We start from the raw sequence: 15,118 nt of genomic DNA, 5'->3' as shown, positions 1-15,118 counted from the left end.
AACCCTTAAGTTACGGCGCCCATGAGGCGCCTTTTTTATATCTGGAGTGAACTCATGAAAGTTCAAATTATTTCTGGCGTGATGATCCGTGGTACCGCTGTCTTTCCAAAGACCGGCGAAGGTAAGAGCGTGGTTGATTCTGTCGTAGAAGTCACAAAAGCAGAAGCGCGTGATTTAGTACGTGCCGGTCAGGCAAAAGTGGTTAAGGACTCAACCAAGGTCACTGTTGAAATCAAAGACCCAGAAGGCGAAGCCGATGCGCTTGATGATTTCTTCGGTGATGAAGAAGAGACTGAAGAGTGATAGGCGCTAATGACTTTGGGGTGTTCTTTAACCCCAAAGACTTCGGTACGCCAGCCATCCTGCATCTATCAAGCGGAAATAAGCCTGTTGTGGGGATTTACAAAAATCCACAGCAGACGGCCAAGCTGAAAGGGGGCGGTTTTGTTGAGGGGAATAACGCTTCCCTACTGCTGCCCGATAGTGATGCTGCAGGGCTTAATATTCGGGATTGTGTGACCGTGGCCGGCAGCGAATGGCAACTGGTGAAACAACCCGTTCCAGAAGGTTCAGGTCTGACCCGGGTTTATCTTGGAGTCAAAGATGCAAAGCAATCAACAAAGCCTGCTATTCGATATTGATCCAAGTGAGCTTGAGTCTGTTCAGTTGATGTTGGGCGGCACTGAAAAGGAGCTTTTGGCCGCCTATAACCGCGCTATTGCTAGAACGTCGGTCACCATGAAGTCACAAGGTTCAAAATTAATGCGTGACGGCATGGATGCCAAGGGGCTCAAGGAAGTGCGCAAGCGTATGCAGGCACACAAGTATTCATTTCGTGTTGGTCAAACTGATAGCGCCAAGCTGGACGAACTTAAGCTGTGGTTTGGTCTTAACGATATGTCTATTGGCCGTTTAAAAGGCCGATTGTCTCGACTAGGTAGCAAGCGTTCTCCAGCCGGCGCGGCTTTTACATCAAAGACCCTTGGCCAGCAAAAATACGAAGACGGCTTTCTTGGTCGAGTTCGCGGTAAACGCTCTATCTTTGCGCGTAAAGGGGCGGCCAGATTCCCTATTCGGGAGAAGAAAGTGGCGGTTTCAGACCAGCTGCATACCAAATTGGAAGACGATATTTTCTCTGGGTTACCAGAGGTGTTTATGCAGCACTTCACCACGGATATGAAAGGCCGGGTGGCTGGTCGTAGTTCAATCGCTAGTCGTCAACAGAAATGGAATAAATACGCATGAGCAAAGGCATACACCTAACGGAATATCACGAGGCGGTGCGCCTTTGGCTCAAATCTAAGGCGCCATGGCTTAAGGACGTCGAGTATTACCCTGAGATTACGGACACCATAGAAACGCCTTGTGCGTTTATCTCAGTAATGGGATGGGAGCCGGTTGGAGAACAACCGGGTAATGGCCAGTTGGCGGTCAATTTGCACTGTGAAGTGTTGGCCGTTATGGGAGTAAAAGAAAGCACTTATCAGCTTGATGCCCGTAATGCGGCCATGTTCCTCAGTGTGGTCCTGCAGGACACTAACTTTGGCATCAAGGCTATGCCGGCTAAAGTCGTCAGCGCCGACCCAGATGCATTAGATCCTGAGCTTGATGCCTATTCAGTGTGGTCAATCAAATACGTGCAGAAAGTTACCATCGGCATGCCAACGCTGGAGCCTGATGAAGAACGGGGCATACGCCTGGCAGTGAATCCGGTAAACATGGATGACCCTGCCGAATATCTCCCACTGGAGGACTTCAATGAGGCAGATGCTTGAACTCTTGGTGCGTGAAATGCTTGGGCCATATCTGGATCGTATTGAAGAGCTAAGCACTGAGGTGGAAGAACTACGCCGGCGCCAGCAACTCATGATCCGTTTGGGTTGTGTCAGTGAAATACACGGAAGCAATAAACTGGTCAAGGTCAAGCATGGCGACCTGACCACGCCTTTTATAAAGTGGTTTGCTCAGTCTGCAGGGCGGGTATCTCATTACCGTTGTCCGACGAAAGGCGAGCAGGCACTCATTTTGAATTTTGGCGGCGGCAACACCGGCGCCCAAAGCATTGCACTGGTTGGTATAGATTCCACCCAGTTCCCTTTCCCCGCTGATGACCCTAAACAAGTGGTTACGGCCTACGGGGATAAGTGCGCAGAAATATGGGACATGGATGCCGGCACCTTGATATTAAAGGCGAGCGAGAAGATTACCCTCGATACCAAGTTGGTGCACGCGACTAAGGACGTCAAGGCTGATGGCGAGGTCAGCGACCACACGCGCAGCATGCAAGATGATCGCAATATTTATAATGGACATACGCATCCAACTGGCAACCCTAACACGAGTACACCTAACGAGACGAAATAGAGATGAAAATTGATTTATTTAAAAAAATCCAATCGGGCGGCCTGAGTTTTTCGAGTCCATCTATCGGAGTGGGTAATTAAGCTATTTCGGCGGTAAATCAAGCTGACAATGCATTAAGGCCATTAGAAAGTTTAGGTGTCGTTAATCCAGATATTCTAGCAAGTACGCGCCAGCTATTGAGTTCTGCAAATGGCAGCCTATTGGGTAATGTGTCTCAAATAACGGCAATGTCAAATGACACCTTACGGCTTTCTTCTATGGCGCAGCAAGCTAATAGATTAGATGCTCTGACAAATCAAGTGCCGTCTAGCTGCTTCAATACCGAGGCTTTATTTGCAACGGTTAACGGGGCATGTGACGAGTTTTTTAATGCGATTGGTGATGCTGCAAATAGCATCGTTGAAAAAGTTGCAGCTTACTTTTCAGGTTCAATGTCATCGTCTGCTTTAGAAAGTTTTTTGTCTGGCATTGCGGAAATGTTTCACTCTGCAATGAGCAGCATTGCTGAGCGGTTTGCAGCAGAGCAACGATTCTTAACTGATATGAAAAATAAGTTGATGGCATCGTCTTTGGCTCAATCTATTGAAGCCTTATGGAACAATGACTGCACCCGCGCAGCGTTAGATAAGACGCTGCCGGAGAATATAAAGGCGCTTCTATGATAGGAATCGACCGTAACACAGGCCGTCAGATTGACGGCTTTGAACAGTTGGTGAGCCGGATTATCCAGGTGATGACCACGCCGCTGGTTGGCCGTGCTAAACGGCCGAGATTTGGCAGCCGAGTGCGGGAAACCTTGGCCGACAATATGTCGGACAGCATGCTGGTTCGTGCCCAGGCATTTGCCATCGAGGCTTTTTATAACCCGGCCAACGGGCTGCAGGATTTTATCCCTAGCAGCTGCATGGCCAAGCGCGGCGCCACTGGATTGAGCCTGTATTTTGAGGGCATGTGGCATGGCCGTCCCGTTAGATTTGAGGTGCCACTGGATGTTTCCCCATCAAAACCCATTACCTAAATCGGATGTGATCACCACGCCGACTTTTGAAACCTTGCTGGCCGATGTCAAAACTCGCGTACTGGAGTACCTAGAACAAAAAGCCCCAGGATATGCCGCCGCAGTGCGCGAAACATTCGCCAACGAGGCTGAGCTGATGACCAAATTTACCGAGGCATTTACCGTTATCCTGCAAAGCCACTTTCGGCAGATGAACGCCCAAGCGCAGCAGATGTTCGGTATGTATGCCACGGATAACGCTATGGTTGATTTGATCGCCAGCCAGTTGGGCGTTAAGCGTCTGGTGCTGGCAGAAGGTGACCCCAATGCTTACCCGCCAGTACCGCCTGTAATGGAGAGCAACGAGGCCCTATTGACCCGTTATTACCTAGCGGCCTACGCCTTGGCCACCACGGGTACGCGCTCAGGTTACCGCTTTCATGCTATGACCTTGGGCGGTAGGCCAATGGTTAAGGTGGAAAGTCCTGAGTCTAACAAGGTGGTGGTGACTTATGAGTTTGCCGAGCATGAAGATGCCGGCAAAACCAAAGATGCCCAGGCACGTCAAGTCACTCCCGGGGTAGTTGATTGTTACATTTTGGCCCATGCCGGCAACGGCATACCAGAGCAGGCATTGGTGGATGCGACCCAGAACTACCTTGGGCGGGATGACATAGCCCAAGAAACGGATCTTATTACAGTGAAGACCCCGAGCATTCAAAACTGGTCGTGTAGAGCCCAGCTTTATGTTCGTCCTGGGCCAGATGCCAACATGGTTAAAGTCGCCGCAGAGAAAGCCGTGCAGGAATATGCAACCAGCCAGCATAGGTTGGGCGGGAGCATAGAGCCGTCAATGATCTACAGCGTTTTATTGAAATCAACTGGGGCTCACAGAGCCGATTTAACCGAACCCGCGCAGCCAATACGCTGTGCTCACAGTGAGGCGCCGTATCTTGAGTCAATCAACATTACCGTCAGCACTGAAAACCTATAGCGTCCTGCCAGATAACCGCAGCGCCTTAGAGCGTGGGCTGGAGCTGGCTTTGAGTGAAGAGCTTTATGCTGTTCCTCAGCCTTACCCTCAGTTACTCGATACCAGGTATACCCCGCCTAATATGCTGCCGTATCTTGCTGCCGAACGGCAGCTGCCAGTATGGGATTCGGCTGACCCTGAGCATCTAAAACGCAACTTGACCGGGAATGCCTGGCAGGTTCGCCGCTTGAGTGGCACCCGTGCCGGCTTAAAAATGGCGCTGGAGTCACTGGATTTTCTGAGTGAGATCACGCCTTGGTATAAACAGGTTCCGCAAGCGGCACCCTATAACCTCGCTGTGCTGGCGTGGGAGAAAGGCAATAAGCCGGTCAACGTCGCCAACGTGCATAAGTTGATGGCTTACATAGCGGACAGTAAATCAGAGCGTGATGTGATCGAACTGTCGCTGATGTTTGGGGTAGAAACTCAGCTCGGATTAGCCGGTGCTAGAGCCCCTGCGACCAATGTCAAAGAGACCCATGGTGCGGCAGGGCTTTGGCCTATGCCTAAGGCCACAGTGTCGCTGGCCATTGCCGGAGGTGCTCTACCAGGGATAAACATTCAGCCGCTGAACTTGCTGGCTATCACGCCCATCGTTAGCGGTTATGCCCAGTTGGGTATCACGGCCGTAGCCGGCCATTACAGCATCACCGTCTCAGCAGTTAACGCGAGCGCAGTTATATAAGGTAACGAGATGACCGACCAACTCAAATTAGTAATTACCCGTAAGGGCTTGGACGAATGTATTGGTGCCAAGTCAAAAGGGATTAAAGCCGAGCTCAAATGGGTATCGGCAGGTGACAGAGCCTACACCCCAAACTCAGACCAGACAGCGCTGCAGAACGAAGTTCAGCGGGTCGAGTTTGGCGAATATAAGGACGGTGCCGGCGCCACTCTGCAAGCCACTGCCAAGTTCAGCGGCCCACAGGAATACCCTATCAAGGAACTGGGGTTCTGGTTGGCGTCTGGAACGTTGTTCGGGGTGATCTCTGCCCCTAACACGACATTGAACTACAAGCCAAAGGATGGCCACTGTATTCAGCCCATCACCTTGGACTTGAGCGCTTTACCCAGTAACACAGTGACCGTGGTTGTTGGCACTGAGAATCTCAACATCCTCATCGATGAGGAATTTACCAAGATGGCCATCGTCCAGGTAGACACCATGCACCGCCAAATAAAGCAGGAGTTTCGTCTGCTGGATTTAGAAAAGAAACATGCCTAAGGGGGGCGTATGGACGAACAAGAGCTTCCCCTAGTCACTGGCACAACCTTCGACTTTGAGTTGACTTGGGAGACTGAAAACGAAGCTGGCGTCTTGCAACCTGTGGACATTACTGGTTGCAGCATCACATTGCAGGTGCGTGGTTCAGTCAGTAATGCCTTACTGGTTAGTTGCACAAGTATGGCGGGTGACATTACTGTGACCGAGCCTACCAAGGGCCGCATGGCCATACATATCAGCCCAGAGAAAACCGCTGGTCAGCAGGCTGATGCGTGGCAGGATGCGCACTGGGAAGTGCGGGTCGCCTTCCCAAGTGGTGATGCTTACAGCCTGGTGCGCGGTTGGGCGCGGTTGACGGTGGGAGCCGTGCAATGAATAACCTCAACCGTATAACGCTGCGCCATACCGTTCGCCAGGTGGTGAGAATGGATATTGGTGGCAATCAGGTCACCATTAAACAGCTTAGCCGGCCACGGCTTAATGTTGTGTCCATTGGTGTCCAAGGGCCTGTCGGTACCGTGGCTGAAAGCGTGTTAACTATGGCGCAGCAGGCACAGCATGCCGCCGTTATGGCAAGCGAAAAAGCCGAACAGGTAAGCCAAGCGCAGTTGGGTATGGTTAGCGGTATGAGCCTAACACTGGATCATTATATTGGCGCCATTGGCGCCCAGGAGTAACCCATGGCTGAACCCCAAACGCCGATAGACATCATGCTGAGTAAGTTCAGTCAGCTGCTTGGCACAATTGACGGCAAGCTGCGTAACAAACTGAGTAAATCCGGCGGCACCATTGATTATCTGACGGTAACCAATCGTTTAGCAGCCACCGCCGATTACGCCCATGTGCTTAAGGTGGCCAGACTGTTTAGCCTGACTGGTGATGCGTCTGGCCAAGTGAGTTTTGACGGTAGTGGTGATGTGGAAATTACCGTCAACATAGCTGAGCTGGCTAATAAGGCTGATAAGGGGGTGACTTACACCAAGGATGAAGTTAACCAGCTTATCCAGAACCTTATCGGTTTGGCGCCGGCTGAATTGGACACCATTTACGAGCTGGCAGCTGCGCTTAAGGGCAACCAGGACAGCATTGGTACCATCATTACCTCGCTGGCCGCTAAGGCCAATAGCGCCGATGTGTACGACAAGATAGCAGCCGATGCTAGGTATCTGGCAAAAGGCGCTAAAGCTGCCGATACCGCTTTATTAGAGGGGAAAGCGGCAGCGTTCTACGCCAAACAAACCGGGCTAGATAGCACGAATCAGGAACTGAGTCGCCTGATAACCCAATTAACCGCCGCTTTTGATAACGGCACTAATTTAATTAACAGCGTATAAAAGGAGCACCTATGAGTACGCAAGATACAGCGGCGCTAATTGAATCGGTCAATAATATGACCGCCACAGTGGCCGGCAAGATGGGACAGATTGACAAGAAGGTGGCCGATAAAATTGCTGAAGTAAACGGAACGATGAACAACTTGTTTCTTGATTCTCGTTTTGGTATTCAACCATCAAATGAATCTATAAGTAGCGGAAGTATTCCAGGTACCCCTGCTGTTTTTACTTTGCCTATTTTCACTTTTGATGTTTCATCAGACCCTAGTTTTTCTCAAGGTTCATTTGTTGTCGATATATTTGCTAGCGGTGCGACAACATCAACGGCCAACTGGTTCAGACAGCTTCATGTTAGCTGGAAACAACAGCATGTAGGATTCACTTACAATATCAAGTGTATGGCTCAGAATGGGTTGGGTGCTGGTGTGGTATCGATGTCTTTCTACCCTAATGGTGGTCAGTTTGGTGCTGGACAGCTAAAAATATGGGTTAGTAGTGCTGCAGGATACAACACATTAGTATTTGTCGCTCGTGGCTATATTGGCCGCTATAACGCTGCTCTTGGGATTTCCTCTAATGATCGAGGAACGCTTCATTTCAGGAAAGAAGAAGCTGTTTTAAATGGTTCAGCACAGCATGACGCCATAAAAGCGTTGCCCAATTATACAAACTTGGATATTTAAGGTGTGCGAGTATGAGTGCATTAAATACAATTACAGACAGTCAGTTAGAAGTTATTCGCAATCGTCGAGATTTGTTGATAGTTGACACAGATTGGACTCAGTTTGCAGACAGTCCATTGTCAGCAGAATTAAAAGATAAATATGCTGTATATCGTCAAGCTTTACGAGATATGCCACAGCAATACATCGATACCGGGACAATCGTCTGGCCCGTTAAACCCGAATAACTAACCGCCTAAGGCGGTTTTTTTATACCTCTAACCCGGCCATGTTGCCGGGTTCTTTATTTCAGGAGGCCCTATGGCTACCCAGAAAGCCCAGGCTAATCCGCGCCAGAAGTATCAGGTGCTGGAAGCCTATCAGTGTCCGAATAAGAAGCACTGGCACCAAGCCGGTACCGTGCTTGAACTGCTGCCCTGTGAGGCAGATTTTCTATTGCTGTCAGGCAAGATTGGCGTTGCCAAAGCTGACAAATCTACCAAAGGAGATAACTAATGCCTGAGATTGCATCGTTTGTGCATAACGGGATCAGCATCGAGCGTCAAGCCGCGCCGCCACCTATGGGACCCTTGGGTAGCATTGTCCTTGGCTTGGTCGGTACTGCGCCGGATGCCGACCCTTTACTGCCTAAGAACAGTCCTATTCGTGTGGCTAATCTAGGTGATGCGGCCAAGCTAGATGTTGCCGGTACCGAGCGCGGCACTTTGTGGCGTTCTTGCTATGAGATTTTCCGCTTAGTCTCAGTACCAATCTATGTAGTGATTGTGGGTGAGGGGCTAGATGCCGCCGCAACAACTAACAACATCATAGGTACTATAGATGGCGCCACTGGACAGCGTACCGGTATCGAAGCCTTGCCAGATTGTCAGGAAACACCTACCCATATTGCGGCCCCGGGCTTCAATACTAAGCCAGTAGCTGATGCACTGGCAGCCATGGGTAAGCGCCTGTTTGCCATTCCTGTGGGTGATGGTCCAAATACTAACGACCAAGCCGCAGTGGCTTACTCACAGTCATTGGGCGGTGAGGGCACTGGTTATGAGTCTTTCTATTTAGTAGATCCACAAGTGGCTGTATACAGCCAAGCGGCCAAGGGTAACGTGTACTTCTCGGCGGCTGCCGTGGCGTTGTCTTGCTTTGCCAGGGTTCGAGCTTGGGAAAGTCCAGCCAAGGGCGGCATGGGTGCGTTAATCCAAGGTACTGCTCGCACTATTGATTACAACATCATGGACAAATCAACAAATGGTGATTTGTTGAATAAGAACGGTGTGTCTTATTTTGCCCGAACCTCAATGGGCGGCTTCTCGTTGATTGGCAACCGCTGCGTGACGGGGCGCTTCGTGTCTCAGGTGGGGCTTGAGTACGCGATTGTGCGCAAGCTGGCTAAAACAGCACAGAGCGCCATGGGCCGCAATCTCAGCAAGAGCTTTATGGAGCAAGAGATCACTAAGCTGAACTACTGGCTCAAGACGCTGCAGGCAGATGAGACAGTGATGGGCGCTCAAGTGTATCTGCACCCCACGTTGAATACGGTAGAAAACTATCGCAACGGCGAATGGCATATTGCCATTAAGTACCATGGCTTCGCCCCGAACGAGCACATGGTATACCACTTAATTGAGGATGTCGGCATTGTCGAGTCATTCTTAGAAGGAGTTCTGTAATGGGTGGACAACGCTCACGTATTACCCGCGCCGGCATGATTAACGGTCAGCCACTAATCAAAGAGCTGGAAGAGTTTACTGCGCCAGAAATCAAGAAAGCCATGCAGGACACCCGGGGTGGTTCGTTCATCCCTGGGCAAATCATGGTCGGCTTGGAAAAGATGAACAGTAAGTTCAAGGTCAAGGGCGCCAACCAGGAGCTGCTTGCCGCTTTTGGTCTTGCCGCTGGTGAAGTCTGTCAGGTGGATGTGAAGGAATCGCACCAGGATGAAGATGGTAACAAGTTCGCTATCGTCTACAGCCTGACCGGCGAGGTAATCTCTGTCACTGAATCCCCGAGCAAGATGGGAGAGTTGCCCGATTCTGAGTTGGAAATGGCCGTCAGTGCCTACAAGAAAACCGAAAATGGCAAGTTGATCTACGAGATTGACCGCAACGCGCAGATTTTGAATCTGGGTAAAGGCGACCTCATGGTAGAGCATCGTCGCAATATCGGCATGGCATAATTTTTCTTCGTTGTTACGCACAGGCCCCTCCATTTAGGAGTGGGCCTTTTTTCATTTTGGGAGTTTGAAATGTTTGAACCTAAAACGCATCAACTGGTATGGCCGATTGAAGACGACAAGAAACAATCGCTTAATTCTGTCCCAGTGAAATTACTGACCATGGGTCAGCACCGAGAAATGAGCAAGACCCACAAAGGCAAAGATACCGACCTGCTCCGTGCCTGCATTTGTGCCAGTACCGGCCTTACGTTGAGCGAATTAAAGCGCCTTGTTACGCCAGACTATACCAGCCTGCAGGAGCAAGTGTTGGAGCTTATGCACATGAGCGCCGCGCAGCTTATTGAAGGTTTCGTCTCATCTGCTGAGCCGGTGTTGTTGGTGCCATTCCAAGGTGACGATGGCCAGGATAAAACCGGCTATACGCTTCGTCCACCTACCGTGGCCACGACCGACTTGATGGACACGCACAAGGATGAATGGGACCGAACCCTGTTTATCAGTTCCAGTTGCTCAGGTTTCAGCCGTGAAGAGTTGGAGCGCCTTTCGCTGCCTGACTGGAATTTACTGCAGGAGCGCCTGATTGATTTTTTGGAAAAACCGGCGGACTTCTTTCGCCAAAAGATGTTGAAGTCCTAACGGATGTTATCCCCCTGGTTTACCACGTATCCCCGGGGGAGGTTTTAGGCTGGCGCATTGACGAAGCTATGCGCCGCTATCACTTGGCGGCCGCAAAGCTGGGGATAAAGAAGGGGTAAGCCGTGGGAGATACCAACCAAAAAACATCGATCATCTTATCGGCTGTAAACCGTTTTAGCGGCCCGACCGATGATGCGACCAAGAGTGTCGGCAAGCTGCGAAGCGCAGCCACTGAGACAAGCGCTAAGCTCAAGGAACTGGGTGATAAGCAAAAGCTGATCGCCCGTTTCAAGAGTTTGTCTGAACAGCTTGATGCAACCGGCACAAAACTCGCCGGGGCTAAGTTAGAAACCAAACTATTGCAGCAGTCAGAACAGTCTGCAATTGCCACGTTGAACCAGCACAGCACAGCATTAAAATCGGCTGAAAGTCAGGTAGAAAAACTGACTTTATCCTATGGCGCTGAATCGGCAGAAGTGGCTAAGGCCCGTAAGGAAGTAGGCCGTCTCACTCAGGCCAAGAAGGATGCCGAGCAGGCGCTGAAAAAAGAGCGCCTGGCATTGAAATCGGCAGAGCAATCCACGGCTAAGTTAACCACTGCCTATGGTCGCCAGGCTCAAGAGCTTGGTGGTTTACGCCGTGACTTGGGCGCCGCGGGGCTTAAGGTTAACGCCTTGGGCGCAGAAGAGTTACGCCTTGCCAAACAAACCACGGCAGCGAACAAGGCGCTCGAGCAGCAATCGGCGAAGCTGAAACACATTCAGACCCTACAGGGCCGCATTGATGCCAGAAATGCTCAAAAGGGCGAGCTGGTTGGTCAGGCGGTTGGGGTGGCGGCTGCCGCTGCACCTATGGTGATGGCGGGTAAGCGTTCCATTGAGTACGAGAGCAAGTTTGCCGATGTAAAGAAAGTCGTCAACTTTTCAAGTGAGAAGGAAGAAGCCGATTACCGTCGCCAGATGATGAAGATGGCCGGTGACTTGGGTGTGAAGCAAGACGGCATTGCCGACATAGTAACGGCTGCAGGTCAGTCTGGTATCGAGAAAGACCAGCTGCTGCAGTTCGCCGAGTCGGCAACCAAAATGAGTGTGGCATGGGACGTATCTGCTGAAGAGGCGGGTTCTACGTTAGCAACGTGGCGAGCGGCTATGGGCCTCACCCAGAAGAACGCCCTCGACTTAGCTGACGCCACCAACTATCTCAGCAATAACATGAACGCCAAGGCGAAAGACATTGCTGCTGTGATGGTTCGTCAGGGTTCTACCGCCATGGGTGCCGGTTTCAGTTACAACGATACCGCCGCATTGTCTGCCAGTTTGATCGCCGGTGGCGCCACGGAAGAAACAGCGGCAACGGCCCTGAAAAATATCTCAGGGGCGCTGACTGCTGGCTATTCGGCAACGGGCAGTCAGAAACAGGCCTTGGGTAAATTGGGGTTCGACCCAGAAGAACTCGCCAGTGCCATGCAGCAAGATGCCAAGGGCACCTTGTTAGGCGTATTACGCGAACTGCAGGACGTCTCAGCCGATGAGCGTGGGGCAGTCATATCGCAACTGTTTGGCTCTGAAATCAAGGGTGCCGTGTCCAAGTTGGTCACGACCATGGATGATGACAAAAACGGGGTGATAGCAGCCTTTGGTCGGGTTGCTAAAGAAGCTGACCGCGCCGGCAGCGTCAATGACGAATATGTAAACAGGTCGAAGACTAGAGGACATTTACTTGCCCAGTTGAGTGGTAAGTTTGATCGTATGGTGATCACCCTTGGTGATCGCCTGCTACCCGTCCTCGATGCCGTGGTGCCGCCCCTGATGACAGTGGTGGATGCGGTCTCAGACTTTGCCGAGGCAAACCCTAAGCTGGCCACAGGCCTGTTAGGAGTGGCTGCAGCCATTGCTGTGGTTAAAGCTGGTGCTATCGCATTCAAGCTGGCCAAGCTGACCATGGGCAATGGCCTCGATCGCTTTAAGTTGGGTAAGACCAAACTCTCCAGTTCTACCGATGAAACAACCACAAGCGCCAACAGAGCATCTAGAGCGCTGGATAGGCTTAATCGTAAACTTGGCGGCTTAGGTGCTGGCTCAGGCGGTTATGGCCGTCAGGGCCGTCAGGGCCGAACCAGGCGAGGTGCTGCCCGTCCTAGTGGCCGTCTTGGTCGTATGCGCGGAGGTGCCAGCCGCTTAGCCGGAGGCATAGGTGATCTGCTTGGTGGCTTTATGCCAGAGCCAGCCTTGGCGGGTTCTAATGCACCAGGTCGTCGTCCTGGTCGTGCCGGTAGGTTTGGTCGCATGGCAGGCTTACTTGGTGGTGGCGCTGCTTTGTCTATGGTTTCAGGCTCCGCTTCAGCCGGTGATTTAGCCATGGCGGGTGCAGATATAGCCGGTGCGGCAGGTAGCGTGATGGATATGCTACCCGCAGGCGGTGCCTTATTGAAAGGTGCCGGGAAGATCTTTAAACCAGCGGATATTTTGCTGCAAGGGGCTGGATTAGCGTCTGCCATATCTGGCGGTGATTCTAAGCAGATAGGCGGCACTGCAGGGGATATGGTCGGCGGTATGGGTGGTGCAGCAGCTGGCGCTATGGCCGGTGCGGCATTAGGGTCTGTTGTGCCTATTGTCGGCACTGCTATCGGTGGGATCATTGGTTCCATTGTTGGCGGTTTAGGTGGTGGTGCTGTGGGAGAGTGGGCAGGCACTAAGATAGGCGGCTGGTTCAGTGAGGATAAAACCGACCAACCCGCGCCGGCTGCTGTCGCTCAACAAACCAAGCAGCTCGAACAGTCCAACAAGACCATCACATTCTCACCGACTATTCAGATCACGCCTTCGGGCAATCCTGCCTATGACCGTGATGTGGGTAACGACCTTATGGCCAGAATGAAGGCTGAGCTTAGCCCGATGCTGTTGGGTAATAGTGATGTATCAGCCAGGGCAGATAGCAGTCTGTCAGATAGGAGCGACACATGAGACAGATGATGTCATTGGGAGGGTTTGTCTTCTCGCTCAGCGAGGGGACGCCCTATGAGGGATTGCAGCGTACCAGTGATGGGGGATGGGTAACTGTTCCCAGGTACGGCCAAAAACCTATCAGCCAAAACACTGGTCAAGCGTTGGAAAATATCAATGTTACGGGTACCTGGTTCCGTGGTGAAGGTATGAGCAATATGGACAAGCTCAGAGCACTCCAAGCGAAGCGAGCGCCTTTAGTGCTGACTGATGGCTATGGGCGCAATTTAGGGCTGTGGACAGTTAAGCGCCTGCAGGAGAAACAAGACCGCATTATCGATGACGGTACCGCTTTTGTTGTGGGCTTTACCATAGAACTGGAGGAGTATGCCGGTGAGTACAATACGCAGTCGTGATGGTGATTCTGTGGCCCTTATTTTGTGGCAACAGCTGCAGCGGGATGATGACGAAGCCGAAGAGGCGCTGTATCAACTCAATCCTGGTCTGGAGCAATACGGCCCTATCTTGCCGGCAGGGATAGAGGTGAAGCTGCCTGAGCTTGCAGCTAAAACGCCGGATAAGGTGGTGAACGTATGGGATTAGGATTTATTCCACAAGTGTCAGTTCGTGGCCCGGGTGCTGGCATTATCAATAGCCGGCTAATCTCTTGGGAGCGAGTGGACGCCTCAGGCATCCAGTCTGACCAAATTACTCTGACGGTGGACACAGCCGGCCAAACTGGTATGCCCAAAGAGGGCGCCACCTTGGGTTGGTCAGAGGGGTATGACGGCAAGTTGGTTGATAAGGGCGATTTTAAGATCACCCGCATCATCCCGCGCCTGTTCCCGCCGACTGTTACCATAGTGGCCACGGCCGCGCCGTTTCAGATCGATGACAAAACCCGCTTCAAGGAACGCCGAACCCGCTCATTTGATAACGTGACATTAGCTGAGTTGTTTCGCCAGGTGGTTAGCGCCCATGGGTTCAGTCCCCGGGTGGCGCCCGAGTTTGAGGGCATCACCCTGGCACACGTTGACCAAGTTGACGAAACCGACAGTGCTTTTTTAACTCGGCTGGCTAAGGAGCGAGATGCCGTGGCCAAGCCGGTGAATGAGCTGTATGTGTTGGCAAAGCGTGGGCAGGTTAAAACCATCACTGGGCAGACTATCCCGCCCGTAGTGGTTTGTGTTCCTGGTAATAATGATCCCAATGATGCTGGTAAATTTATCAACTGTCAGTTGGACAAACCTAGCCGAACTAATTTCAGCGGCGTTAAAGCGAAATGGATGGACAACGCCACGGGGCAAGAGCATGAAGTCTTCGATGGCGCAGAACCGTTTAAGAAGCTACGCCAGGCATACGAAAGCGCTGATACTGCGCAACATGCATGCCGCGCCGAACTGACCAAGGTTAACCGGCAAGGTTCCAGTGTCAGGCTAGACTTACCAGGTGATCCTTACTTGGTTGCCGAGGGCCTGCTGACTCTTAATGACTCTTTCCCGCCAGAAATGGCCGGTGATTGGTCCATTGATAAGGTCACAGCCCGGGGTGATAGCAAAGGTGGCTACCGTTGTTCGGTCGTGGCCACACAACCTTCAATGCGATGAAATGGCCATGAGTGTTGTATATTTTTAACTCTACCATTTAGATTATTTGAATTATCGGTATACTGTTTGCTGTTGATTAATATTCTGTTATCTATTGATTTGTGAACTATTGTTGAGAACTATATTT

Annotated in this window: 23 protein-coding genes; all 23 read left to right on the top strand. The window is 51.5% G+C overall.

What is annotated here, in order from left to right:
- The first annotated feature begins 54 nt into the window (after positions 1 to 54).
- Positions 55 to 303: a hypothetical protein gene (locus FW758_RS03300; protein WP_446444624.1), complete on the top strand. Its 249-nt coding sequence runs from the start codon at positions 55 to 57 to the stop codon at positions 301 to 303.
- Entirely contained in the window at positions 300 to 641 is a 342-nt protein-coding gene (locus FW758_RS03295) for a head-tail joining protein (RefSeq protein WP_338255796.1), read from the top strand. The genes FW758_RS03300 and FW758_RS03295 overlap by 4 nt, the downstream gene beginning before the upstream one ends.
- Positions 604 to 1,245, top strand: a complete 642-nt coding sequence (locus tag FW758_RS03290; protein ID WP_446444623.1) for a phage tail protein — start codon at positions 604 to 606, stop codon at positions 1,243 to 1,245. Before FW758_RS03295 ends, FW758_RS03290 begins: the two co-directional genes overlap by 38 nt.
- Before the next feature lie 35 nt (positions 1,246 to 1,280).
- Complete coding sequence (locus tag FW758_RS03285) at positions 1,281 to 1,775, top strand: hypothetical protein (RefSeq protein WP_446444622.1); 495 nt, start codon at positions 1,281 to 1,283, stop codon at positions 1,773 to 1,775.
- Positions 1,768 to 2,364, top strand: a complete 597-nt coding sequence (locus FW758_RS03280) for a phage baseplate assembly protein V (RefSeq protein ID WP_446444621.1) — start codon at positions 1,768 to 1,770, stop codon at positions 2,362 to 2,364. The genes FW758_RS03285 and FW758_RS03280 overlap by 8 nt, the downstream gene beginning before the upstream one ends.
- A gap of 83 nt (positions 2,365 to 2,447) precedes the next feature.
- Positions 2,448 to 3,026, top strand: a complete 579-nt coding sequence (locus tag FW758_RS03275; protein ID WP_446444691.1) for a DUF7217 family protein — start codon at positions 2,448 to 2,450, stop codon at positions 3,024 to 3,026.
- Positions 3,023 to 3,382, top strand: a complete 360-nt coding sequence (locus FW758_RS03270) for a phage baseplate protein (RefSeq protein ID WP_338255805.1) — start codon at positions 3,023 to 3,025, stop codon at positions 3,380 to 3,382. Before FW758_RS03275 ends, FW758_RS03270 begins: the two co-directional genes overlap by 4 nt.
- Entirely contained in the window at positions 3,354 to 4,355 is a 1,002-nt protein-coding gene (locus FW758_RS03265) for a baseplate J/gp47 family protein (RefSeq protein ID WP_446444620.1), read from the top strand. The genes FW758_RS03270 and FW758_RS03265 overlap by 29 nt, the downstream gene beginning before the upstream one ends.
- The gene (locus tag FW758_RS03260; RefSeq protein WP_446444619.1) at positions 4,315 to 5,079 is read left to right on the top strand and encodes a phage tail protein I; all 765 of its coding nucleotides are present in this window, start codon (positions 4,315 to 4,317) and stop codon (positions 5,077 to 5,079) included. Before FW758_RS03265 ends, FW758_RS03260 begins: the two co-directional genes overlap by 41 nt.
- A 9-nt stretch (positions 5,080 to 5,088) precedes the next feature.
- The gene (locus tag FW758_RS03255) at positions 5,089 to 5,619 is read left to right on the top strand and encodes a phage tail protein (RefSeq protein ID WP_446444618.1); all 531 of its coding nucleotides are present in this window, start codon (positions 5,089 to 5,091) and stop codon (positions 5,617 to 5,619) included.
- Between the two features lie 9 nt (positions 5,620 to 5,628).
- On the top strand, positions 5,629 to 5,994 hold the full coding sequence (locus FW758_RS03250; RefSeq protein ID WP_446444617.1) for a hypothetical protein: 366 nt from the start codon (positions 5,629 to 5,631) through the stop codon (positions 5,992 to 5,994).
- On the top strand, positions 5,991 to 6,296 hold the full coding sequence (locus tag FW758_RS03245; RefSeq protein WP_338255815.1) for a hypothetical protein: 306 nt from the start codon (positions 5,991 to 5,993) through the stop codon (positions 6,294 to 6,296). Before FW758_RS03250 ends, FW758_RS03245 begins: the two co-directional genes overlap by 4 nt.
- 3 nt (positions 6,297 to 6,299) lie before the next feature.
- Positions 6,300 to 6,953 carry a hypothetical protein gene (locus tag FW758_RS03240; protein WP_446444616.1) on the top strand — a complete coding sequence of 218 codons (654 nt, stop codon included), beginning with the start codon at positions 6,300 to 6,302 and terminating at the stop codon, positions 6,951 to 6,953.
- A gap of 11 nt (positions 6,954 to 6,964) precedes the next feature.
- A complete protein-coding gene (locus FW758_RS03235) occupies positions 6,965 to 7,636 on the top strand; it encodes a hypothetical protein (protein WP_446444615.1) in 672 nt (223 codons plus the stop codon).
- 11 nt (positions 7,637 to 7,647) lie between these two features.
- Positions 7,648 to 7,863, top strand: coding sequence for a tail fiber assembly protein (locus FW758_RS03230; protein WP_446444614.1), 216 nt, complete (start codon positions 7,648 to 7,650; stop codon positions 7,861 to 7,863).
- A 73-nt stretch (positions 7,864 to 7,936) separates the two neighbouring features.
- Positions 7,937 to 8,131, top strand: coding sequence for a hypothetical protein (locus tag FW758_RS03225; protein WP_446444613.1), 195 nt, complete (start codon positions 7,937 to 7,939; stop codon positions 8,129 to 8,131).
- Entirely contained in the window at positions 8,131 to 9,300 is a 1,170-nt protein-coding gene (locus FW758_RS03220) for a phage tail protein (protein ID WP_446444612.1), read from the top strand. The genes FW758_RS03225 and FW758_RS03220 overlap by 1 nt, the downstream gene beginning before the upstream one ends.
- Positions 9,300 to 9,806 (top strand): phage major tail tube protein, encoded by a 507-nt coding sequence (locus FW758_RS03215; RefSeq protein WP_330149518.1) that lies wholly within the window; start codon positions 9,300 to 9,302, stop codon positions 9,804 to 9,806. The genes FW758_RS03220 and FW758_RS03215 overlap by 1 nt, the downstream gene beginning before the upstream one ends.
- Before the next feature lie 69 nt (positions 9,807 to 9,875).
- A complete protein-coding gene (locus FW758_RS03210; RefSeq protein ID WP_446444611.1) occupies positions 9,876 to 10,442 on the top strand; it encodes a phage tail assembly protein in 567 nt (188 codons plus the stop codon).
- A 122-nt stretch (positions 10,443 to 10,564) separates the two neighbouring features.
- On the top strand, positions 10,565 to 13,405 hold the full coding sequence (locus tag FW758_RS03205) for a phage tail tape measure protein (protein WP_446444610.1): 2,841 nt from the start codon (positions 10,565 to 10,567) through the stop codon (positions 13,403 to 13,405).
- Positions 13,402 to 13,800, top strand: a complete 399-nt coding sequence (locus FW758_RS03200) for a phage tail protein (protein WP_263161838.1) — start codon at positions 13,402 to 13,404, stop codon at positions 13,798 to 13,800. The genes FW758_RS03205 and FW758_RS03200 overlap by 4 nt, the downstream gene beginning before the upstream one ends.
- Entirely contained in the window at positions 13,778 to 13,987 is a 210-nt protein-coding gene (locus FW758_RS03195; RefSeq protein WP_220054888.1) for a tail protein X, read from the top strand. The genes FW758_RS03200 and FW758_RS03195 overlap by 23 nt, the downstream gene beginning before the upstream one ends.
- Positions 13,978 to 14,991 carry a hypothetical protein gene (locus FW758_RS03190; protein WP_446444609.1) on the top strand — a complete coding sequence of 338 codons (1,014 nt, stop codon included), beginning with the start codon at positions 13,978 to 13,980 and terminating at the stop codon, positions 14,989 to 14,991. The genes FW758_RS03195 and FW758_RS03190 overlap by 10 nt, the downstream gene beginning before the upstream one ends.
- The last annotated feature ends 127 nt before the right edge of the window (positions 14,992 to 15,118 follow it).

It is taken from the genome of Shewanella sp. 1180_01 (assembly GCF_052850535.1).
The sequence above is the reverse complement of the archived record's forward strand: the minus strand, read 5'-3'. Positions and strand labels throughout refer to the sequence as shown.

What these genes read in the sequence shown, in the direction of transcription:
- FW758_RS03210 (WP_446444611.1), top strand. Translation starts at nt 9,876, where the DNA reads ATGTTTGAACCTAAAACGCATCAACTGGTATGGCCGATTGAAGACGAC.
- FW758_RS03300 (WP_446444624.1), top strand. Translation starts at nt 55, where the DNA reads ATGAAAGTTCAAATTATTTCTGGCGTGATGATCCGTGGTACCGCTGTC.
- FW758_RS03225 (WP_446444613.1), top strand. Translation starts at nt 7,937, where the DNA reads ATGGCTACCCAGAAAGCCCAGGCTAATCCGCGCCAGAAGTATCAGGTG.
- FW758_RS03290 (WP_446444623.1), top strand. Translation starts at nt 604, where the DNA reads ATGCAAAGCAATCAACAAAGCCTGCTATTCGATATTGATCCAAGTGAG.
- FW758_RS03280 (WP_446444621.1), top strand. Translation starts at nt 1,768, where the DNA reads ATGCTTGAACTCTTGGTGCGTGAAATGCTTGGGCCATATCTGGATCGT.
- FW758_RS03265 (WP_446444620.1), top strand. Translation starts at nt 3,354, where the DNA reads ATGTTTCCCCATCAAAACCCATTACCTAAATCGGATGTGATCACCACG.
- FW758_RS03270 (WP_338255805.1), top strand. Translation starts at nt 3,023, where the DNA reads ATGATAGGAATCGACCGTAACACAGGCCGTCAGATTGACGGCTTTGAA.
- FW758_RS03245 (WP_338255815.1), top strand. Translation starts at nt 5,991, where the DNA reads ATGAATAACCTCAACCGTATAACGCTGCGCCATACCGTTCGCCAGGTG.
- FW758_RS03255 (WP_446444618.1), top strand. Translation starts at nt 5,089, where the DNA reads ATGACCGACCAACTCAAATTAGTAATTACCCGTAAGGGCTTGGACGAA.
- FW758_RS03230 (WP_446444614.1), top strand. Translation starts at nt 7,648, where the DNA reads ATGAGTGCATTAAATACAATTACAGACAGTCAGTTAGAAGTTATTCGC.
- FW758_RS03250 (WP_446444617.1), top strand. Translation starts at nt 5,629, where the DNA reads ATGGACGAACAAGAGCTTCCCCTAGTCACTGGCACAACCTTCGACTTT.
- FW758_RS03190 (WP_446444609.1), top strand. Translation starts at nt 13,978, where the DNA reads ATGGGATTAGGATTTATTCCACAAGTGTCAGTTCGTGGCCCGGGTGCT.
- FW758_RS03215 (WP_330149518.1), top strand. Translation starts at nt 9,300, where the DNA reads ATGGGTGGACAACGCTCACGTATTACCCGCGCCGGCATGATTAACGGT.
- FW758_RS03200 (WP_263161838.1), top strand. Translation starts at nt 13,402, where the DNA reads ATGAGACAGATGATGTCATTGGGAGGGTTTGTCTTCTCGCTCAGCGAG.
- FW758_RS03240 (WP_446444616.1), top strand. Translation starts at nt 6,300, where the DNA reads ATGGCTGAACCCCAAACGCCGATAGACATCATGCTGAGTAAGTTCAGT.
- FW758_RS03220 (WP_446444612.1), top strand. Translation starts at nt 8,131, where the DNA reads ATGCCTGAGATTGCATCGTTTGTGCATAACGGGATCAGCATCGAGCGT.
- FW758_RS03235 (WP_446444615.1), top strand. Translation starts at nt 6,965, where the DNA reads ATGAGTACGCAAGATACAGCGGCGCTAATTGAATCGGTCAATAATATG.